Annotated in this window: 17 protein-coding genes and 2 pseudogenes; 8 read left to right on the top strand and 11 right to left on the bottom strand. The window is 63.1% G+C overall.

Annotated elements, in window-relative coordinates; translation table 11 throughout:
* Positions 1-89: 89 nt before the first annotated feature.
* The 6 genes from phoU to J4E58_RS08745 form a co-directional block, all read right to left on the bottom strand.
* Positions 90-851 carry a phosphate signaling complex protein PhoU gene (gene phoU / locus J4E58_RS08770; protein WP_053263132.1) on the bottom strand — a complete coding sequence of 254 codons (762 nt, stop codon included), beginning with the start codon at positions 849-851 and terminating at the stop codon, positions 90-92.
* 110 nt (positions 852-961) lie between these two features.
* Positions 962-1,795: a phosphate ABC transporter ATP-binding protein PstB gene (gene pstB, locus J4E58_RS08765; RefSeq protein WP_007928526.1), complete on the bottom strand. Its 834-nt coding sequence runs from the start codon at positions 1,793-1,795 to the stop codon at positions 962-964.
* Between the two features lie 106 nt (positions 1,796-1,901).
* Positions 1,902-3,572 carry a phosphate ABC transporter permease PstA gene (gene pstA, locus J4E58_RS08760; protein ID WP_007928524.1) on the bottom strand — a complete coding sequence of 557 codons (1,671 nt, stop codon included), beginning with the start codon at positions 3,570-3,572 and terminating at the stop codon, positions 1,902-1,904.
* Positions 3,573-3,587: 15 nt separating this feature from the next.
* The gene (locus J4E58_RS08755; RefSeq protein WP_009041368.1) at positions 3,588-5,873 is read right to left on the bottom strand and encodes an ABC transporter permease subunit; all 2,286 of its coding nucleotides are present in this window, start codon (positions 5,871-5,873) and stop codon (positions 3,588-3,590) included.
* A gap of 219 nt (positions 5,874-6,092) precedes the next feature.
* Positions 6,093-7,091, bottom strand: coding sequence for a phosphate ABC transporter substrate-binding protein PstS family protein (locus J4E58_RS08750; protein WP_007928520.1), 999 nt, complete (start codon positions 7,089-7,091; stop codon positions 6,093-6,095).
* Positions 7,092-7,343: 252 nt separating this feature from the next.
* Positions 7,344-8,642 carry an MFS transporter gene (locus J4E58_RS08745; RefSeq protein WP_028683641.1) on the bottom strand — a complete coding sequence of 433 codons (1,299 nt, stop codon included), beginning with the start codon at positions 8,640-8,642 and terminating at the stop codon, positions 7,344-7,346.
* Positions 8,643-9,030: 388 nt separating this feature from the next.
* Between J4E58_RS08745 and J4E58_RS08740 the strand changes: the two genes are divergently transcribed.
* Both J4E58_RS08740 and J4E58_RS08735 read left to right on the top strand, forming a co-directional pair.
* The gene (locus J4E58_RS08740) at positions 9,031-9,435 is read left to right on the top strand and encodes an acyl-CoA thioesterase (RefSeq protein ID WP_003229628.1); all 405 of its coding nucleotides are present in this window, start codon (positions 9,031-9,033) and stop codon (positions 9,433-9,435) included.
* Positions 9,436-9,507: 72 nt separating this feature from the next.
* Positions 9,508-10,407: a D-hexose-6-phosphate mutarotase gene (locus J4E58_RS08735; protein WP_087087475.1), complete on the top strand. Its 900-nt coding sequence runs from the start codon at positions 9,508-9,510 to the stop codon at positions 10,405-10,407.
* A gap of 132 nt (positions 10,408-10,539) precedes the next feature.
* Here the strand turns inward: J4E58_RS08735 and J4E58_RS08730 are convergent, their stop codons facing one another.
* The 5 genes from J4E58_RS08730 to J4E58_RS08710 all read right to left on the bottom strand — a co-directional run bounded on the left by J4E58_RS08730 (position 10,540) and on the right by J4E58_RS08710 (position 14,411).
* The gene (locus tag J4E58_RS08730; RefSeq protein WP_087089253.1) at positions 10,540-11,076 is read right to left on the bottom strand and encodes a DUF3299 domain-containing protein; all 537 of its coding nucleotides are present in this window, start codon (positions 11,074-11,076) and stop codon (positions 10,540-10,542) included.
* 86 nt (positions 11,077-11,162) lie between these two features.
* Entirely contained in the window at positions 11,163-11,408 is a 246-nt protein-coding gene (locus J4E58_RS08725) for a GlsB/YeaQ/YmgE family stress response membrane protein (RefSeq protein WP_007928514.1), read from the bottom strand.
* Between the two features lie 107 nt (positions 11,409-11,515).
* Positions 11,516-12,598, bottom strand: a complete 1,083-nt coding sequence (locus J4E58_RS08720; RefSeq protein WP_007928513.1) for a 5-(carboxyamino)imidazole ribonucleotide synthase — start codon at positions 12,596-12,598, stop codon at positions 11,516-11,518.
* An 11-nt stretch (positions 12,599-12,609) separates the two neighbouring features.
* Entirely contained in the window at positions 12,610-13,101 is a 492-nt protein-coding gene (gene purE / locus J4E58_RS08715; RefSeq protein ID WP_007928512.1) for a 5-(carboxyamino)imidazole ribonucleotide mutase, read from the bottom strand.
* A 392-nt stretch (positions 13,102-13,493) separates the two neighbouring features.
* Complete coding sequence (locus J4E58_RS08710) at positions 13,494-14,411, bottom strand: LysR substrate-binding domain-containing protein (RefSeq protein ID WP_009041373.1); 918 nt, start codon at positions 14,409-14,411, stop codon at positions 13,494-13,496.
* Between the two features lie 181 nt (positions 14,412-14,592).
* Here J4E58_RS08710 and aspA point away from each other — a divergent pair, with 181 nt between their 5' ends.
* The 6 genes and pseudogenes from aspA (at position 14,593) to J4E58_RS08685 (ending at position 19,959) form a co-directional block, all read left to right on the top strand.
* Complete coding sequence (aspA, locus tag J4E58_RS08705; protein WP_007928510.1) at positions 14,593-16,017, top strand: aspartate ammonia-lyase; 1,425 nt, start codon at positions 14,593-14,595, stop codon at positions 16,015-16,017.
* A gap of 288 nt (positions 16,018-16,305) precedes the next feature.
* Positions 16,306-17,031 carry a hypothetical protein gene (locus J4E58_RS08700; RefSeq protein WP_087087472.1) on the top strand — a complete coding sequence of 242 codons (726 nt, stop codon included), beginning with the start codon at positions 16,306-16,308 and terminating at the stop codon, positions 17,029-17,031.
* A gap of 24 nt (positions 17,032-17,055) precedes the next feature.
* A complete protein-coding gene (locus J4E58_RS08695; RefSeq protein ID WP_087087470.1) occupies positions 17,056-17,280 on the top strand; it encodes a hypothetical protein in 225 nt (74 codons plus the stop codon).
* Positions 17,253-17,525 (top strand): annotated as a pseudogene (locus J4E58_RS08690) (2Fe-2S iron-sulfur cluster-binding protein); the annotation flags it as partial. The gene J4E58_RS08695 and the pseudogene J4E58_RS08690, both read left to right, overlap by 28 nt.
* A 251-nt stretch (positions 17,526-17,776) precedes the next feature.
* A pseudogene (locus J4E58_RS31930) lies at positions 17,777-17,984 on the top strand (hypothetical protein); the annotation flags it as partial.
* Between the two features lie 529 nt (positions 17,985-18,513).
* Complete coding sequence (locus tag J4E58_RS08685) at positions 18,514-19,959, top strand: sodium:alanine symporter family protein (RefSeq protein ID WP_007927555.1); 1,446 nt, start codon at positions 18,514-18,516, stop codon at positions 19,957-19,959.
* Positions 19,960-20,009: the final 50 nt, after the last annotated feature.

The following is a 20,009-nucleotide window of genomic DNA, read 5'->3' as shown; positions in this document are numbered from 1 at the left end:
ACTTTTCGTTCGCGGGCGCTGCTTTTCAAGTTAAATCCCCATAAACGAAAACGCCCGGCCAAAGGGCCGGGCGCTTCTCTCGGGCAACCTTACTTATCGTCAGCTTCACCCGGAACATTAGCGCTTTCGGCACTGGTGCCTTCAACTTCTTCCTTCATCCGCTTCAGGCCCAGATGGCGCACATCGGTGCCGCGCACCAGGTAAATCACCAGCTCCGAGATGTTGCGCGCGTGGTCGCCGATCCGCTCCAGGGAGCGCAGGACCCAGATGATGCTCAGAACGCGCGAGATCGAGCGCGGATCTTCCATCATGTAGGTGGCCAGCTCGCGCAACGCGGTCTTGTACTCGCGGTCGATGACCTTGTCGTACTGGGCCACCGACAGCGCCAGGTCGGCGTCGAAGCGGGCAAAAGCATCCAGCGCATCGCGGACCATGTTACGCACCTGGTCGCCGATATGCCGCACTTCCACATAGCCGCGCGGGGCTTCGCCTTCTTCGCACAGCTGGATGGCGCGACGGGCGATCTTGGTCGATTCGTCGCCGATACGCTCCAGGTCGATCACTGACTTGGAGATGCTGATGATCAGGCGCAGGTCGGAAGCCGCCGGCTGGCGACGGGCGAGAATGCGCAGGCATTCTTCGTCGATGTTGCGTTCCATCTGGTTGATCTGGTCGTCGATCTCGCGCACCTGCTGGGCGAGCCCCGAGTCGGCTTCGATCAGCGCGGTGACGGCGTCGTTGACTTGTTTCTCGACCAGCCCGCCCATCGCCAGGAGGTGGCTGCGCACCTCCTCGAGCTCGGCGTTGAACTGCTGGGAGATGTGATGGGTCAAGCCTTCCTTAGAAATCATGTGTGTGCTCCGCAAAAGCTGTGAGCTGCAAGCTACAAGCTGCAAGCCATGTTGTGTCGTACTCGAACCGCTCTCACTTGCCGCTTGAAGCTTGCGGCTCGCGGCTGCTGCTAGCCATACCGACCGGTGATGTAGTCTTCGGTCTGCTTCTTCGCCGGATTGGTGAACAGCGTATCGGTGTCGCCGAATTCCACCAGTTTGCCCATGTACATGAACGCCGTGTAGTCGGAGACACGCGCGGCCTGTTGCATGTTGTGGGTCACGATCACGATGGTGAACTTCGATTTCAGTTCGTAGATCAGCTCTTCGACCTTCAAGGTGGAGATCGGATCGAGCGCCGAGCACGGCTCGTCGAGCAGTAGCACTTCCGGTTCCACGGCGATGGTGCGGGCGATCACCAGACGCTGCTGCTGACCACCGGACAGGCCGAGTGCCGATTCATGCAGGCGATCCTTGACCTCGTCCCACAGCGCCGCGCCCTTGAGGGCCCACTCGACGGCTTCGTCGAGGATGCGCTTCTTGTTGATGCCCTGGATGCGCAGGCCGTAGACCACGTTCTCGTAGATGGTTTTCGGGAACGGGTTGGGCTTCTGGAACACCATGCCCACGCGGCGGCGCAGCTCGGCCACGTCTTCGCCCTTGCGGTAGATGTTGTTGCCGTAGAGATTGATCTCGCCTTCCACGCGGCAGCCGTCCACCAGGTCGTTCATCCGGTTGAAGGTACGCAGCAGGGTCGACTTGCCGCAGCCGGACGGGCCGATGAAGGCGGTCACGCGCTGCTTCGGAATGTTCATGCTGACGTCGAACAGCGCCTGCTTCTCACCGTAGAACAGGCTCAGGCCCGGGACTTCGATGGCCACGGTTTCCTGGTCCAGGTTCAGGCTCTGCTTGTCGCGGCCCAAGGCCGACATGTTGATGCCGTGGGTATGTGCTTCTTGTTGCATGGTCTCACTCCGTTCGTAGCTGCAAGCTTCTAGCTGCAAGCTTCTAGCTGCAAGCTGCAAGTTTGAGCAAAAGCGGCGTATGGCTTGCCGCTTGTGGCTAATGGCTTTAGCTATCCAGCGCCTTGTATTTCTCGCGCAGGTGGTTACGAATCCACACTGCCGACAGGTTGAGCGTCGCGATCACCAGCACCAGCAGCAGCGCCGTGGCGTACACCAGCGGCCGCGCGGCCTCGACGTTGGGGCTCTGGAAGCCGACGTCATAGATATGGAAGCCCAGGTGCATGATCTTCTGGTCCAGGTGCAGGTACGGGTAGTTGCCGTCCACCGGCAGCGACGGCGCCAGTTTCACCACACCCACCAGCATCAGCGGCGCCACTTCACCGGCGGCGCGGGCTACCGCGAGGATCATGCCGGTCATCATCGCCGGGCTGGCCATTGGCAGCACGATCTTCCACAGGGTTTCCGCCTTGGTCGCGCCCAGGGCCAGGGAACCTTCACGCACGGTGCGGGGAATCCGCGCCAGGCCTTCCTCGGTGGCCACGATCACCACCGGCACCGCCAGCAGCGCCAGGGTCAGGGAGGCCCAGAGCAGGCCCGGGGTACCGAAGGTCGGCGCCGGCAGCGCTTCGGGGAAGAACAAGCGATCGAGGGAACCGCCCAGCACATAGACGAAGAAGCCCAGGCCGAACACCCCGTAGACGATGGCCGGCACGCCCGCCAGGTTGTTCACCGCGATGCGGATCACCCGGGTCAGGGTGTTCTGCTTGGCGTATTCGCGCAGGTACACCGCCGCCAGCACGCCGAACGGGGTGACGATCATCGCCATGATCAGGGTCATCATCACGGTACCGAAGATCGCCGGGAAGATACCGCCCTCGGTGTTGGCTTCACGCGGGTCGTCGCTGAGGAATTCCCAGACCTTGCTGAAGTAGAAACCCAGCTTGGTGAAGGTGCCCATGGCGTTCGGCTGGTAGGCGTGCACCACCTTGCCCAGGCTGATCTCGATCTCTTTGCCGTTGGCGTCGCGGGCGGTGAGGCTGTCACGGTTGAACTGCGCGTGCAGGTCGCTCAGGCGGGCCTCGACGTCCTGGTAACGGGCGTTCAGCTCGGCACGTTCGCTTTCCATGTCGGCCTGGGCGGCGGCATCGAGCTTGCCGTCCAGTTCCAGCTTGCGACCGTGCAGGCGGATGCGCTCGAGGCCGGCGTTGATCGCGCCGATGTCGACTTTCTCCAGGGTCTTGAGCTGGGCCGCCAGCTTGTTCACTCGCTCGATCCGCGCCTGCAGTTCCGGCCAGGCCGCTTCGCCTTCGGCGATGACCTTGCCATCCTGCTTGACGTTGACCAGGTAGCCGTAGAAGTTGCCCCACTCGCGCCGCTCGATGGCCATCAGCTCCGGCGGCGTGGTCTGGTTGGTCAGCCAGTCGCCGACGATCCAGGTGAAGTCGTTGCCGTTCAGGTCACGGTTGCCGACCTTGATCAGCTCGCGGGTCATGAACTCGGGGCCTTCGTCCGGCACCGGCAGGCCAGCGCTCTTGAGGCGTGCCCGCGGCACTTCTTCTTTCTGCACCACTTCGCCGATGACCAGGTGGTTGGCCTGGCCCGGCACGTCGTAGTGGGCATGCACCAGGTCTGCCGGCCAGAAGTGGCCCAGGCCGCGCACGGCGATCACCGCCAACAGGCCGATAGTCATGATGACCGCGATGGACACCGCGCCACCGCTGATCCAGACGCCCGGGGCGCCGCTCTTGAACCATCCATTCAGGGAGTTCTGTTTCACAGACTTCTACCTTTCTTAAAGCGACGAGTATTTCTTGCGCAGACGCTGACGGATCAGCTCGGCGAGGGTGTTCATGACGAAGGTGAACAGCAGCAGCACCAGCGCCGAGAGGAACAGCACGCGGTAGTGGCTGCCGCCGACTTCCGACTCCGGCATTTCCACCGCGACGTTGGCCGCCAGGGTGCGCAGGCCTTCGAACAGGTTCATTTCCATGACCGGGGTGTTGCCGGTGGCCATCAGCACGATCATGGTTTCGCCGACCGCGCGGCCCATGCCGATCATCAGCGCCGAGAAGATGCCCGGGCTGGCGGTGAGGATCACCACGCGGGTCATGGTCTGCCACGGCGTGGCGCCCAGGGCCAGGGAACCCAGGGTCAGGCCGCGCGGCACGCTGAATACGGCGTCTTCGGCGATCGAGTAGATGTTCGGGATCACCGCAAAACCCATGGCCAGGCCGACCACCAGGGCGTTGCGCTGGTCGTAGGTGATGCCCAGGTCATGGGAGATCCACATGCGCATGTCGCCGCCGAAGAACCAGTTCTCCATGAACGGGCTCATGTACAGCGAGAACCAGCCCACCAGGATGATCACCGGGATCAGGATCGCGCTTTCCCAACCATCCGGCACCTTGAGGCGCACCGACTCAGGCAGGCGGCTGAAGACGAAACCGGCCACCAGGATGCCGATCGGTAGCAGCATCAACAGGCTGAAGATGCCCGGCAGATGGCCTTCGACGTAAGGCGCGAGGAACAGGCCGGCGAAGAAGCCGAGGATCACCGTCGGCATCGCTTCCATCAGCTCGATCACCGGCTTGACCTTGCGGCGCATGCCCGGAGCCATGAAGTAAGCGGTGTAGATCGCCGCGGCCACCGCCAGTGGGGCTGCCAGCAGCATCGCGTAGAACGCTGCCTTCAACGTACCGAAGGTCAGTGGCGAAAGGCTCAGCTTGGGTTCGAAGTCGGTGTTGGCCGCGGTCGATTGCCAGACGTATTTAGGCTCGTCGTAGTTCTCGTACCAGACCTTGCTCCACAGCGCGCTCCAGGACACTTCCGGGTGCGGATTGTCGAGCACCAGCGGTTGCAGCTTGCCGCCGGCTTCGACGATCACCCGGTTGGCCCGTGGCGACAGGCCGAACAGGCCTTCGCCCTCGACCACCTGGTCCACCAGCAGGGTGCGGTGCGCGGTGCTGTGGAACACGCCGAGCTTGCCCGAGGCGTCCAGGGCGACGAAGCCCTTGCGGCGCTCTTCGGCAGTGATTTCGATGATCGGCGTGGTGCCCATCTGGAAGGTACGGATCTGCTTCAGGCGCAGTTCGCCGTCCGGGTCGCGGGCCATGAACCACTGGGCCAGGCCGCCCTTGGAAGTACCGATGATCAGCGAGATACCGCCCACCAGTTGGGTGCTGGCCGTCACTTCGGCATCGGCATCCTCCAGCAGTTTGTAGCGACCGTTGAGGCTCTTGTCGCGCAGGCTGAATACGTCGGCCTGGGCACGCCCGTTGATCACGTACAGCCACTGCTGGCGCGGGTCGATGTACATGGCCTTGACCGGTTCGGTCATCTGCGGCAGCTCGATGCGGTTCTGCTCGCTGGTGACCTCGCCGGTCATCATGTTTTCTTCGCGGGTCAGCTGCAGCACATGCAGTTGCGCGCCGCTGGAACCGGCCACCACCAGCGCCGAATCGGTGGCGTTGAGGTTGACGTGCTCCAGGGCACCGCCCTGCTCGTTCAGCACGATCGGGGTTTCGCCGTAGGGGTATTCGATGGCTGGCGAGATGGTTTTCTTGCCTTCCGGATAGCTGACCTTATAGGTGTGACGGAACACCAGCGCCTGGCCGTTGGACAGGCCAACCACCACCAGCGGGCTGCCCGGCTGATCCTTGCCGATAGCGGTCACGGTGGTGCCGGCCGGGATCGGCAGGTCGACGCGGCGCAGCTCGGCACCGTTGTCGATGTCGAAGAACAGCGCCTGGCCCTTGTCGGAAACCCGCATGCCGACCTGGTTCTGCTCTTCCAGGGAGAACATCAGCGGCTTGCCGGCGTCCTGCATCCAGGCTGGCGTCAGCGGGTCCTTGGCGGTCAGGTCGGCGCCCTGGAACAGGGGCAGCACGACATAGGCGAGGAAGAAGAAGATCAGGGTGATCGCGGCCAGCACGGCCAGACCGCCAACGAGGACGTACCAGCGGGTCAGGCGATCTTTCAGCGCGCGGATGCGGCGCTTGCGTTGCAGCTCAGGCGTATTGAAGTCAATGCGCTTGGGGGGAGAAGTCGGAGTCATGGTGGAGTTGGCCAGATCATTCATGCGCACACCCTAGCGATCCTGTATGACAGAAAGATGACAATGCAGTGACGCAACAAATCCGCCGCGGAGCAGAGCTGGCAGCGGATCGAAAATTGAGGGGTGTAGGAGCGAGCTTGCTCGCGATGGGAGCCGCCAGACACAGATGCTGCGTTGGCCTCGCCATCATGTCGCGAGCAAGCTCGCTCCTACAAGGTCCGGGACAGGCCCGGACCTAGGGTGTTACTTCTTTACGACTGCAGCGCCTTCCTGCAGGCCCAGGTCAGCCAGTGCCTTGGCGGCGACTTTGGCTGGCAGTGGGATGTAGCCGTCTTTCACTACCACTTCCTGGCCCTGTTTCGACAGGACCAGTTTCACGAACTCGGCTTCCAGCGGGGCCAGAGGCTTGTTCGGGGCCTTGTTGATGTACACGTACAGGAAGCGGGACAGCGGGTACTTGCCGTTCAGGGCGTTTTCTTCGGTGTCTTCGATGAAGTCGCTGCTGCCTTTCTTGGCCAGGGCCACGGTCTTCACGCTGGCGGTCTTGTAGCCGATGCCCGAGTAGCCGATGCCGTTCAGCGAGGAGCTGATGGACTGGACCACCGAAGCCGAACCAGGCTGTTCGTTGACGTTAGGCTTGTAGTCGCCTTTGCACAGGGCTTCTTCCTTGAAGTAGCCGTAGGTGCCGGATACCGAGTTACGACCGAACAGCTGGACCGGCTTGTTGGCCAGGTCGCCGGTCACGCCCAGGTCGCCCCAGGTCTTGACGTCGGCCTTGGCGCCGCACAGGCGGGTCGACGAGAAGATTGCGTCAACCTGTTCCATGGTCAGGTGCTGGATCGGGTTGTCCTTGTGCACGAACACCGCCAGGGCGTCCACGGCAACCGGGATGGCGGTTGGCTTGTAGCCGTACTTCTGCTCGAAGGCAGCCAGTTCGGTGTCCTTCATCTTGCGGCTCATCGGGCCCAGGTTGGAGGTGCCTTCGGTCAGCGCAGGTGGCGCGGTGGCGGAGCCAGCGGCCTGAATCTGGATGTTTACGTTCGGGTATTCTTTTTTGTAGTGCTCGGCCCACAGGGTCATGAGGTTGGCCAGGGTATCGGAGCCGACGCTGGACAGGTTGCCCGACACACCAGTGGTCTTGGTGTAGCTCGGGATAGCAGGGTCAACAGCGGCAACCGCGTGGGCAGTCGCAACGCCAGCAGCGACAAAAGTCATTGCCGCCATCAAACGCTTCAGTTTCATGCCTTACTCCTAGCAGATAGGGTGTGTTAAGTCGGGCCAAGTATCTGTAGGCCGTGTGAACACTCTATGGCTGAAATATGACAATTAGATGAAAGGCCAGCATTCGCGATGGAAGGCTGGCCTTTCTTTATAGAGCGTTTTGTAGCCGCTGCCGAAGGCTGCGATAGGTCTACAGGATCTCCAGGACCCTGAAGATCGCCGCGCCCCTTCGGGTCGTTCGCAGCCTTCGGCAGCGGCTACAGGGTCACAGGATCAGCGATCCTTTTTCCACAGGTACAGGCCGACCAGGATCCCGATGCTGCAAATAATTGCAACATAATAGGCCGGCCCCATCGGGCTCTCCTTGAGCAGCGCGGTCACCACCATCGGCGTCAGGCCACCGAAGATCGCGTAGGCCAGGTTGTAGGAGAACGACAGGCCGCTGAAGCGCACCACCGCCGGGAAGGCCTTGACCATCACATACGGCACCGCGCCGATGGTGCCCACCAGCAGGCCGGTCAGCGCGTACAGCGGGAACAGCCAGTCCGGGTGATCCAGCAGGCTGTGGTAGAAGGTCCAGGAAGTCGCCAGCAGCAACGCGCTGCCGAACACGAATACCCGGCCGGCGCCAAAACGGTCGGCCAGCGCACCGGACGCCACGCAACCCAGGCTCAGGAACACGATCGCCAGGCTGTTGGCCTGCAACGCGGTGGTCGGGGAGAAGTGATAGACCGTCTGCAGCACGGTCGGGGTCATCAGGATCACCACGATGATCCCGGCGGACAGCAGCCAGGTCAGCAGCATCGAGAGAATGATCGCGCTGCGGTGGTCGCGCAGCACCGCGCGCAGCGGCACTTCCTCGGCCAGGGCCTTGCGCAGCTGCAGCTCGGCGAACACCGGGGTTTCGTGCAGCCAGCGGCGCAGGTACACCGAGAACAGGCCGAACACGCCGCCGAGCAGGAACGGAATCCGCCAGGCGTAATCGGCGACTTCGCCCGGGGTATAGATGCTGTTGATCGCGGTGGCCACCAGCGAACCCAGGAGAATGCCAGCCGTCAGGCCCGAGGTCAGGGTGCCGCAGGCGTAGCCGATATGTCGCTGCGGCACATGCTCGGAAACGAACACCCAGGCGCCCGGCACTTCACCGCCGATGGCCGCGCCCTGGATCACCCGCATCAGCAGCAACAGGATCGGCGCCCACATGCCGATCTGCGCGTAGGTCGGCAGCAGGCCCATGATCAGGGTCGGCACCGCCATCATGAAAATGCTCAGGGTGAACATCTTCTTGCGCCCGAGCAGGTCGCCGAAGTGCGCCATGACGATCCCGCCCAGGGGGCGGGCCAGATAGCCGGCGGCGAAGATGCCGAAGGTCTGCATCAGGCGCAGCCACTCGGGCATGTCCGCGGGGAAGAACAGCTTGCCGACCACCGTGGCGAAGAACACGAAAATGATGAAGTCGTAGAACTCCAGCGCGCCGCCCAGGGCGGACAGCGACAGGGTCTTGTAGTCATTGCGGGTCAACGGACGAGCAGGTTGCGCGGGCTGCGCGACGCTCGAAGGCACAGTGGTCATGGCAAGGGCTTCTCTTATAGTCAGTTCTGGAAGCCGCAACAGCGCTGGTTGTGGCCTGGCAGGTTCGGCACGATAGCAAATTGTTCGAAAAAGCACATAGACGGGCACAATTGACAATCAAAATCAGAACCGGATGGTCGTCGCCGAGCCTGTCGACCGATATACTCGCAGGCATTGGAGCAACGCCGCCCCGGCAAGGGTTGCTGTGCGAAAACGCCGCTGGGCGCCCCAGGCGCCGACTGGGCCAGCCGGTTTCGCAGAGTTTCCCTTTAGTACGCCTTACGAAGAACGTGACGAACGTAGTATGTTCGGGCTGAATCGTTTTTCCTCAAGACGGCTATTCACCTGAAGTACCAATGAAGAGTCACGGGTCAGAGGCACCCCCGGCATGATAGAGCTCGAACAAGAAGATCCAATCCCGCAAGGCGACCTGGCCTTGCAAATCACCGCGCTTCCCCGCGAAACCAACGGCTTTGGCGATATTTTCGGCGGCTGGCTGGTGGCCCAGATGGACCTGGCGGGTACCGCCATGGCCAGTCGCGTGGCCGGCGGGCGTGTCGCCACCGTCGCCATCGACCGCATGGCATTCCTGGTGCCGGTCGCGGTCGGCGCGCAGCTTTCCTTTTATACCCAGACCCTGGAAATCGGTCGCAGCTCGATCCAGATGATGGTCGAGGTCTGGAGCGACGATCCGCTGTCCAGCGAATGGCGCAAGGTCACCGAGGCGGTGTTCGTGTTCGTTGCCATTGACGGCAGTGGCCGCACCCGCTCGGTTCCACCCAGGGCCCGTTAAATTCGGCGTGGGTTAAACCCGGCGGCTGTTACGTGGTCCATAGCAGCCCTGCTTTTGAACGAGAACAGCACCATGCCTACCCCTCACGTTGAAACGGTGAAACTGGATGAACTGAACTGCTGGCGCATCCGCCACGGTCAGGCCGAACTGCTGGTGGCCCAGCAAGGCGCGCACATCCTCAGCTATCAATTGGCCGGGCAACCGCCGCTGATCTGGCTCAACGACGAGGCCGTGTTCAAGACCGGCAAAAGCATCCGCGCCGGCGTTCCGGTGTGCTGGCCGTGGTTCGGTAACTTCGCGCGCAACCCGCAAAGCGTCCAGGCCATGCGCCAGGGCAGCGAGCCGGCCGGGGCCCACGGCCTGGTCCGCGCCACCGACTGGGAGCTGCTGGGCATCCAGGCCGAAGGCGAAAGCCTGCTGGTGGAGCTGCAACTGCCGATCCCCGAAGGCGGGCTGCCAGGCTGGCCGCACCAGGTCGAGCTGAAGCTGAGCATCCGCCTCGATGAGCAACTGCACATCAACCTCACCAGCCACAACCTGGGCGACGACACGGTCACCATCAGCCAGGCGCTGCACAGCTACTTCGCGGTCAGCGATGTGCGCAAGGTGCACGTCGAAGGGTTGGACGGCCTGAATTACATCGAGACCCTGGACGACTGGAAGACTGCACAGCAGTCCGGCGACCTGCATTTCACCGGCGAGACCGACCGTATCTACCTCGCCCCTCCGCCACAGCTGAGCATCGTCGACCCGGCCTGGGAGCGGCGCATCCAGCTGACCAGCAACGGCTCGCGCTCGGCGGTGATCTGGAACCCGTGGATCGCCCGCGCCGAGCAGTTCAGCGACATGGCCGACGATGGCTGGCAACGCATGCTGTGCATCGAGACCGCCAACGTGATGGATGACGTGGTGACCCTGGCGCCGGGCGCCAGTCATACCCTGGGCGTGAGCGTTACCAGCGTAGCGCTGTAACGCCGGATTCTTCTGCAGGAGCGAAGCCTGCTCGCGATACGCGGCCAACACACCGCAAGATTTCAGTGAACCCGCGTAATCGTTGAAGTCCATCGCGAGCAAGCTTCGCTCCTACGGGGAAGGCATCACGTCTTACAGATCCGACTCCTGCACCACCCGCACTTTCTGCGCATCCAGCGCATAGGCCGCGTCGGCCAGGTCGTTGCTGACCGTCTCGATATTCAGGTGGCCGGTGACCCACAGTGGCGTGTAGATATCGTCCAGCTTCACGCCCTTGGGGAAACGCACCAGCACCAGTTGATTGGGCGGCGGTGGCGGCACATGGATGCAGGCGCCCGGGTAAGGCACGAGGAAAAACAGCGTGCTGCGCCCCTTGGCATCGGACTCCAGCGGCACCGGATAACCGCCGATGCGGATGTCCTTGCCGTTCATGGCCGGCACGGTCTTGGTCGAATACATCACCGCCGGCAACCCCTTGCTCTGCTTCAGGCCGCCCTTTTCGGTAAAGGTGCCATTGGCTTCGGGGGAGTTGTGATCGATTTCCGGCATTTGCTCGAGGGCTTTCTGGTCCGACTTGGGCATCAGTTCGAGCCAGTCGGTTTCCGGCAGTTCGCCGGCATGGGCCAGGCCCGAGCCCAGCAGAACAAGAGTCAACAGAAGACGGCGCATGAAGGAGCTCGGCAAGAAAGGGACAAGACAACGCCGGGCATTCTAGCCCTCTCTACCTGCGCAGCAGAGAGGGCTTTGTCGCTAAATCAGTTCTTTTTGACCAGGCCGTAGATCACCAGCAGCACGACCGCGCCAACCAGCGCGCCGATGAAGCCCGCGCCCTGGCCCGCCTGGTAGATGCCCAGGGCCTGGCCGCCGTAGGTGGCTGCCAGCGAACCGCCGATACCGAGCAGGATGGTCATGATCCAGCCCATGCTGTCGTCGCCCGGTTTCAGGAAGCGAGCCAGCAGGCCAACGATCAAGCCGATAAAGATGGTTCCAATAATTCCCATGGCATTTCCCTCTGTATGAGTTAGGTATGCCAAAGCCTAGTTAGCGCATTGGCATCCTGCCATCAGAGAACGGCGGCCCCGATTGGTTCCACCGCGGCCTCAGGAAGTTATTCGGCGATCAGCGCTTCGACCTTGAGGATCTGCGCCTCGAGGGTTGCCTTGTCCTTGCAGCGCAGGTTGGCGTGACCGACCTTGCGCCCGACCTTGAAAGCCTTGCCGTAGTGATGCAGGTGGCAATCGTCGATGGCGATGACTTTCTCCACCGCCGGCACTTCGCCGATGAAGTTGATCATCGCGCTCTCGCCGACCTTGGCGGTCGAGCCCAGCGGCAGGCCGGCGACGGCCCGCAGGTGGTTTTCGAACTGGCTGCACTCGGCGCCTTCGGTGGTCCAGTGCCCGGAGTTGTGCACCCGTGGCGCGATCTCGTTGGCCTTGAGGCCACCGTCGACTTCAAAGAACTCGAACGCCATCACGCCGACGTAGTCCAGCTGCTTGAGCACGCGGCTGGAGTAGTCTTCGGCCAGGGCCTGCAGCGGGTGATCGCTGCTGGCCACGGACAGCTTGAGGATGCCGCTGTGGTGAGTGTTGTGCACCAGCGGGTAGAAGCGGGTTTCGCCATCGCGGGCGCGCACGGCGATCAGCGAGACTTCGCCGGTGAACGGCACGAAGCCCTCCAGCAGGCACCCCACGCTGCCCAGCTCGGCGAAAGTGCCGACCACGTCTTCAGGGCTGCGCAGGACTTTCTGGCCCTTGCCGTCGTAACCCAGGGTGCGGGTTTTCAGCACGGCCGGCAGGCCGATGCTGGCCACGGCGGCCTCCAGGTCGGCTTGCGACTGGATGTCGGCGAACGCCGGGGTCGGAATCCCCAGGTCCTTGAACATGCTCTTCTCGAACCAGCGATCGCGGGCGATGCGCAGGGCTTCGGCGCTCGGGTAGACCGGGACGAACTGCGACAGGAAGGCCACGGTTTCCGCCGGCACGCTTTCGAACTCGAAGGTCACCAGGTCCACTTCGTCAGCCAGCTGGCGCAGGTGATCCTGATCGCCGTAGTCGGCTCGCAGGTGTTCGCCCAGGGCAGCGGCACAGGCGTCCGGAGCCGGGTCGAGGAAAGCGAAGTTCATCCCCAGCGGAGTGCCCGCCAGAGCCAACATGCGACCCAGTTGGCCGCCACCGATTACACCGATCTTCATCGTCAAAAACCTCAGGCGATGCGTGGGTCTGGATTGTCCAGGACGCTGTCTGTCTGCTCAGCGCGGAATTTTTTCAGCACAGTATGAAATTGCGGATGCTTGGCGCCAAGGATGCTCGCCGACAGCAGCGCGGCGTTGATCGCGCCGGCCTTGCCGATGGCCAGGGTGGCGACCGGAATGCCCGCGGGCATCTGCACGATGGAGAGCAGCGAGTCGACGCCCGAGAGCATCGACGACTGCACCGGAACACCCAGCACCGGCAGATGGGTCTTGGCCGCGCACATGCCTGGCAGGTGGGCCGCGCCACCGGCACCGGCGATGATCACCTCGATGCCACGCGCTTCGGCATCGGTGGCGTACTGGAACAGCAGGTCCGGGGTGCGGTGGGCAGAGACCACTTTCACCTCGTAAGGGATGCCGAGCTTTTCCAGCATATCGGCGGTGTGGCTAAGGGTGGACCAATCGGACTTGGAGCCCATGATCACGCCAACCAATGCACTCATCGTCGTGCCTCTTCTCTCTGGGCGCCCGCGGGCGCGTCAAAAACAACAAGCCACGCGGAATGCGTGGCTTGAATGTACGAATTATGGCCGGGCGAACCGGCCGAAGGCCGCGCAGTATACCGAAAAAGGTGCATTAAACGCACTTTTGCCGACCATCTGTCATACACCATGTTTCAGGCGCAAAGCGGCGGTTTTATTGACTTCAGGGTCAGTCAGCATGGGCCAGGATCGTTGCCAGATTCCTGTAGCCGCTGCCACAGGCTGCGATCGACGGCGAAGCCGGCGCAAAGGGGGTATTCCCACTCCTTCAGACAGACCGCGTCGCCAGGTTTTGCGGCCCCTGCGACGGAGTGCCGCCCAGAGCGAGCGCAGCCTTCGGCAGCGGCTACAGGTCAGGTGTTGCCTGTGCCCTGCGCCGCGCCACCTTCGAGCTTGCGCCACAGCAACCGGACGTTGGCCTTGCGCACCAGGGCGCAGCGGTACAGGCGGATCTCCAGCGGCACATGCCATTGCGCGCCGCCGCAGACCACCAGTTCACCGCGGGCCAGTTCGGCGCGCACGCTCAGGTGCGGCACCCAGGCAATCCCCAGGCCTTCCAGGGCCATGCTCTTGAGGCTGTCGGCCATGGCGGTTTCATAGACCGTGGTGAACCGCAGGTTGCGCTGGCGCAGCAGCTGGTTCACCGAACGCCCGAGAAACGCCCCGGCGCTGTACGCCAGCAGCGGCACGCTGGCCTCACCTTCCAGGTCGAACAGTGGCTTGCCGGCGGCATCCGCCGCGCACACTGGCAGCATCTCGGTCTGGCCCAGGTGCAGCGAAGGAAAGATTTCCGGGTCCATCTGCATGGCCGAGTCCGGGTCATAGAAGGCCAGCATCAGGTCGCAGCCGCCTTCGCGCAGGGCATGCACGGCGTCGCCGACGTTGGTCGCCACCAGCCGCGTGGCGATGTTCAGGCCTTCGTTACGCAACTGGGCGATCCAGCGCGGGAAGAAACCCAGGGCCAGGGAGTGCGCCGCGGCGACCTGCATCACTTCGCCCTGCCCGCCTTCGAGGTGATGCAAGTGCCGCAGCACTTCGCCCAGTTGCTCGACCACCGTGCGCGCGGTCACCAGGAACAGCTGCCCCGCCGCCGTCAGTTCGATCGGCGTGCGCGAGCGGTTGACCAGGGTCAGCCCCAGCGCCGCTTCCAGGCTGCGGATCCGTCGGCTGAAAGCCGGCTGGGTCACGAAGCGCCGTTCGGCGGCCTGCGAGAAGCTGCGGGTGGCGGCCAGGGCACTGAAGTCCTCGAGCCATTTGCTTTCCAGATTCATCACGTCCTCCCGGGGAGCGCACCATTTTAGGTCACACGCTTGCCGCGCAAGCGGCGTCACATGGGCATTATGCCGTTTATGCATAGGCCAGTGTTTAACAGCATTGGCCCAAATTTTCCCGCAGGCCTAGGATTCGCAGCGTTCCGGCACAGACCGGGTCCATATCGAGATGATTTCTATCATGTCCTCCGCTGCATCTTTCCGCACAGAAAAAGACCTGCTTGGCGTACTCGAAGTACCTGCTCAAGCGTATTACGGCATCCAGACCCTGCGAGCGGTGAACAACTTCCGCCTCTCCGGCGTTCCGATTTCGCACTACCCAAAACTGGTCGTGGCCCTGGCAATGGTCAAGCAGGCAGCTGCTGACGCCAACCGCGAGCTGGGTCACCTGAGCGAAGCCAAGCACGCTGCCATCAGCGAAGCCTGTGCCCGTCTGATCCGCGGCGACTTCCACGAAGAATTCGTGGTGGACATGATTCAAGGCGGCGCTGGCACTTCGACCAACATGAATGCCAACGAAGTCATCGCCAACATCGCGCTGGAGGCCATGGGCCACAGCAAGGGCGAATACCAGTACCTGCACCCGAACAACGACGTGAACATGGCGCAGTCGACCAACGACGCCTACCCGACTGCGATCCGCCTGGGTCTGCTGCTGGGCCACGACGCGCTGCTGGCCAGCCTCGACAGCCTGATCCAGTCGTTCGCCGCCAAGGGTGAAGAATTCAGCCACGTCCTGAAGATGGGCCGTACCCAGCTGCAAGACGCCGTGCCGATGACCCTGGGCCAGGAGTTCCGCGCCTTCGCCACCACCCTGAGCGAAGACCTGGCCCGCCTGAAGACCCTGGCGCCGGAAGTGCTGACCGAAGTGAACCTGGGCGGTACCGCCATCGGTACCGGCATCAACGCCGACCCGCGTTACCAGGCCCTGGCCGTCCAGCGCCTGGCCACCATCAGCGGCCAGCCGCTGGTACCGGCCGCCGACCTGATCGAAGCCACCTCCGACATGGGCGCCTTCGTGCTGTTCTCCGGCATGCTCAAGCGCACCGCGGTCAAGCTGTCGAAGATCTGCAACGACCTGCGCCTGCTGTCCAGCGGCCCGCGTACCGGGATCAACGAGATCAACCTGCCAGCGCGTCAGCCAGGCAGCTCGATCATGCCCGGCAAGGTCAACCCGGTGATCCCGGAAGCGGTCAACCAGGTGGCGTTCCAGATCATCGGCAACGACCTGGCCCTGACCATCGCGGCCGAAGGCGGCCAGCTGCAACTGAACGTGATGGAGCCGCTGATCGCCTTCAAGATCTTCGACTCGATCCGCCTGCTGCAACGCGCCATGGACATGCTGCGCGAGCACTGCATCACCGGCATCACCGCCAACGAGCAGCGCTGCCGCGAACTGGTCGAGCACTCGATCGGCCTGGTCACCGCGCTGAACCCGTACATCGGCTATGAAAACGCCACCCGTATCGCCCGCATCGCCCTGGAAAGCGGCCGCGGCGTACTGGAACTGGTGCGCGAAGAAGGCTTGCTCGACGACGCCATGCTCGCCGACATCCTGCGCCCGGAAAACATGATTGCCCCGCGTCTGGTCCCGCTCAAAGCCTGACCAACGCCCGCCCTGGCCACAGGGCACCGCTCACCAGGTCGAGGGACTAGACACCTCTCACCTTTTGAGGGCTTGGAGATTCTTCTCCAAGCCCTTTTTTTTGCCTGCTCCTTTACCTGCCCTTGAAACCGCCGCGCCCGCTTCGCGGTCGATCGCAGCCTGCGGCAGCGGCTACAGATCCAGGCCTTCGCGATACTTCGCCCAGGCTTTGGCCAAGCACAACCGGCCATCAGGGTAGATAATCGACCTCCCGCCGCGACCGGCAACGAATACCAAGGCATCCCGTCGATGGACCCGACGCACATCCAGGCCCTTCAACAACTGCGCAACCTGATCCCCATCGGCCTGCGCCACGCCCAAACCCTGCTGGCCCGCTGCGCGGGCAATCCCCAGCAAGCCGCCGAGCTCTACAAGTCCGAGCTGTTGCAGTTACTGATGGACAAGTCCGGCCTGCCTCCCGAGCAAGCCCGCGAACACCTGCACAACGCCGGCTACGACCTGAACCGTGCCCTGCACGCTATAGAAGAAGCGGGCTTCACCCTGACCCAGCGCATCCTGCGCAAACATCACCGAGACAAGGGCCGGGCCCTGGACCTGATCGCCCAGGCCATCGAAACCGAGGAGCAGCTGCCGCGCCAGTACTGGCTGGCCTTCGAGCCGCTGGAACAACTGGCACCGGCACCGCGCTGCTTCATGGTGCTCCACGAGTGGCTGGCCTTTGAGGACTGGGAAGGCTTTGACAGTGCCCTGCACTTTCACCTGCCCCAGGTCATCGCCCAATTCAGGCACCTGCAACTGGACGCCCTGGCGGACACCCTGGAACAGGCCGATCAGCGACAGAAACACCTGAGGGCGAGCCATGCCGGGAGCGACAGCCCCAGCGCGTTGGCCGCGCGGATCAATCAGGACCCACTCTTCAACAGCCACCAGGACACCTACGACCGCTACCGACCGCTGCTCGACGAGCGCCTGTTCGAGTGGGTGGAACAGCATATACCGCAGTTTCCAGCCTGAGCGGCAAGCGACCGGGGCTTTACGTTGAGCAACGCCAAGGGCGGCAAGAGCACGCTGGCCTGGGAGCAGATCGCGCACCTGCGGGAAACGCCCGACTTCTACGCCGTGGCCTGCGCCGAGCTGGAACATAAGGGCCTGGCCTATCACATCGCCAAACACAGTGACCTCATGCCGTCCCAGGCATATCAACAAGGACTGCAACAGTTCTTGAGCAAATGCCCGCCCAGAGCAGTTACAGCGTCGAGCTGAAAAAGTCCGGCAAGCCTCTGTCCGTGGAGCCCGGCCTGAGCCTGTTGGATGTGCTGCTCGAAGCCGGCTGCGACATCGACCATAGCTGTCGCGAAGGGGTCTGCGGCTCCTGTGAAACGCGGGTGGTGGAAGGCGAGATTGACCACCGCGACGGCGTGCTGACCAAGGCCGAACGGACAGCCAACCGATCGATGATGGTCTGCGTCTCCGGCCGCAAGAGCCGGCGCCTGGTGCGGGATCTCTAGCGCGCTATGTAATTGCTACGTAACGGTTACGTAATTGCTACGTAATCGTTGCGAGGCAAAGGCTGTACGGCCGTTACGTACCACCAAACCCACAAAACCGCTGAGAGGCTGCAAAACGGCTGTTGTAGCCGCTGCCGAGCCTGCGAGGCTGCGATCGGTTGCGCAGCAGCCGCAAAACCTGCCAACCGCGCTTCCATTGATGCACCGCAGCGCCCGGATGGCGGCCCCTGCGGTGCCGTTCGCAGCCTCGCCAGCTCGGCAGCGGCTACAGCCGGATGATGAAAAACCAAAGAGGCTGGGACGACTCGCAGATGTACACCGTGGGCGCGCAGTTCCTGGGCCCGGAACGCCAACCCCTACGGTGGCGCGGAGAACGGCAGCGGCTTCACCAGCACCAGCTCGGTGGGCAGCAACCAGTGGTACTACCGGACCAACGTCAATATCGGCTACTACTTCTGAGGCCTGCCGGACCGCGCCGCCGCCCATCGTGGGCAATCGAGCGTCGACCGGCCCGCTCCTACGAAAACACAAAGCTGTCGCCGGTATCGTCTGCGACGGGAATCTTCTGTAGGAGCGGCCGGTCGACGCTCGATCGCTCGCGATAGCCGCAAAGCGGCGCTCTGCCAGCCACACCGCATTTTCGTTGACGTTCATCGCGAGCAAGCTTCGCTCCTACGGAGGCGGTAAAGCGTGCCGAGGCTCCGGCGCAAGAACCGATTCAGCCCCTTTCCCCGCCTGCCGTTCCTCGGCTCGACGCGCTACATGCAGACGGCGGGCGCGCGCACCGGTATAGTGCGCCCCCTCTTCACATGGACAGCCGTCGGTAACGAGGCTCAACCCCATGGGAAACCCGAACTAATAACAACCCGCGAATTGGAACCGGGACGAACACTCGCCCCACCTGTCGTGCTGCCCGCGCGACGGTGTGTAACTCGATGTTTCGGACCGCCCAGCTTCTGCCTTTACAAAAAACAGCGAGGAATACTCCATGCTCGAAGTCATCAACGACTTCCTCTCAGGGAAAGTACTGATCGTGCTCATTGTCGGGCTCGGTAGCTACTTCACGATCCGCTCGCGTTTCGTTCAATTGCGCCATTTCTTCCACATGTTCGCGGTGTTCCGCGACAGCCTCAAAGGCAGCGCCGGGCAACTCAGCTCGTTCCAGGCCCTGATGCTCAGCCTTGCCGGCCGTGTCGGAGCAGGCAACATCGCCGGTGTCGGCATCGCCGTGACCCTCGGTGGTCCGGGTGCGGTGTTCTGGATGTGGGTGACCGCACTGGTCGGCATGTCCAGCAGCTTCTTCGAATGTACCCTGGCCCAGGTCTACAAGCGCGCCGATGGCGACGGCCTGTACCGTGGAGGTCCGGCTTACTACATCCAGCACGGCCTGAAGCTCAAAGGCATGGCGGTGGTGTTCTCGATCCTGCTGCTGGTCACCTACGGCTTCGCCTTCATCGGCCTGCAGTCCTACACCGTGACCCACTCGCTGCAGAACGCCTTTGCCTTCGACCCACAACACACCGGTATCGTCCTGGCGGTGCTGCTGGCCATCACCTTCATCGGCGGTATCAAGCGCATCGCCTCGGTGTCCGACCTGCTGGTACCGATCAAGACTCTGGCCTATATCGGCGTGACCCTGTACGTGATCGGCACCCAGATCGAACAGGTCCCAGCCATGCTGGAAACCATCTTCAAGAGCGCCTTCGGTCTCGACCCGGCCTTCGGCGGCTTGCTCGGCAGCGCAATTGTCATGGGCGTGAAGCGTGGCGTATTCGCCAACGAAGCGGGCCTGGGCAGTGCGCCGAACGTCGCCGCCGTGGCCGCCGTGAAGCACCCGGGCGCCCAAGGCGTGGTCCAGGCTTTCAGCGTGTTCCTCGACACCTTCGTGATCTGCACCTGCACCGCGCTGCTGATCCTGCTGTCGGGCTTCTACACCCCAGGCTTCGAAGGTGACGGCATCGTCCTGACCCAGAACTCGCTGGCCGCCGTGGTCGGTGACTGGGGCCGCATGTTCGTCAGCGTCGCGCTGTCGCTGTTCGTCTTCACCTGCATCCTCTACAACTACTACCTGGGCGAGAACAGCCTGCAGTTCCTCACCCGCAACCGCGCTGCGCTGATGACTTTCCGCGGCCTGGTGCTGGCGCTGGTGGTCTGGGGTTCGATGCAGGACCTGTCGACCGTGTTCGCCTTCGCCGACATCACCATGACCTGCCTGGCCTTCGTCAACCTGGTGGCCCTGGCCATGCTGTTCAAGGTCGGCCTGCGCGTGATGCGCGACTACGACGAGCAGCGCCGCGCCGGCGTCAGCCAGCCAGTGTTCGACTCCAGCAAATTTACCGATCTGGACCTGGACCTGAAGGCCTGGCCGACCAGCCCGTCGGTTGCTGCCGAGGCCGACGTTCAGCCGCAAGGTATTCCCGCAGCGCAACGCTGATCGGGTAAAAACCGGGCGCATGTCTTGCGCCCGGCGTGACACAAGCGGCG

The sequence above is a fragment of the Pseudomonas sp. FW305-25 genome (assembly GCF_017351415.1).
Taxonomy (GTDB): Bacteria; Pseudomonadota; Gammaproteobacteria; order Pseudomonadales; family Pseudomonadaceae; genus Aquipseudomonas; species Aquipseudomonas chlororaphis.
This window is presented reverse-complemented; position numbering and strand designations above follow the sequence as displayed.

Coding starts and splice junctions, on each gene's coding strand:
- phoU (WP_053263132.1), bottom strand. CDS start 851: ATGATTTCTAAGGAAGGCTTGACCCATCACATCTCCCAGCAGTTCAAC.
- pstB (WP_007928526.1), bottom strand. CDS start 1,795: ATGCAACAAGAAGCACATACCCACGGCATCAACATGTCGGCCTTGGGC.
- J4E58_RS08755 (WP_009041368.1), bottom strand. CDS start 5,873: ATGAATGATCTGGCCAACTCCACCATGACTCCGACTTCTCCCCCCAAG.
- J4E58_RS08750 (WP_007928520.1), bottom strand. CDS start 7,091: ATGAAACTGAAGCGTTTGATGGCGGCAATGACTTTTGTCGCTGCTGGC.
- J4E58_RS08745 (WP_028683641.1), bottom strand. CDS start 8,642: ATGACCACTGTGCCTTCGAGCGTCGCGCAGCCCGCGCAACCTGCTCGT.
- J4E58_RS08740 (WP_003229628.1), top strand. CDS start 9,031: ATGATAGAGCTCGAACAAGAAGATCCAATCCCGCAAGGCGACCTGGCC.
- J4E58_RS08735 (WP_087087475.1), top strand. CDS start 9,508: ATGCCTACCCCTCACGTTGAAACGGTGAAACTGGATGAACTGAACTGC.
- J4E58_RS08730 (WP_087089253.1), bottom strand. CDS start 11,076: ATGCGCCGTCTTCTGTTGACTCTTGTTCTGCTGGGCTCGGGCCTGGCC.
- J4E58_RS08725 (WP_007928514.1), bottom strand. CDS start 11,408: ATGGGAATTATTGGAACCATCTTTATCGGCTTGATCGTTGGCCTGCTG.
- J4E58_RS08720 (WP_007928513.1), bottom strand. CDS start 12,598: ATGAAGATCGGTGTAATCGGTGGCGGCCAACTGGGTCGCATGTTGGCT.
- purE (WP_007928512.1), bottom strand. CDS start 13,101: ATGAGTGCATTGGTTGGCGTGATCATGGGCTCCAAGTCCGATTGGTCC.
- J4E58_RS08710 (WP_009041373.1), bottom strand. CDS start 14,411: ATGAATCTGGAAAGCAAATGGCTCGAGGACTTCAGTGCCCTGGCCGCC.
- aspA (WP_007928510.1), top strand. CDS start 14,593: ATGTCCTCCGCTGCATCTTTCCGCACAGAAAAAGACCTGCTTGGCGTA.
- J4E58_RS08700 (WP_087087472.1), top strand. CDS start 16,306: ATGGACCCGACGCACATCCAGGCCCTTCAACAACTGCGCAACCTGATC.
- J4E58_RS08685 (WP_007927555.1), top strand. CDS start 18,514: ATGCTCGAAGTCATCAACGACTTCCTCTCAGGGAAAGTACTGATCGTG.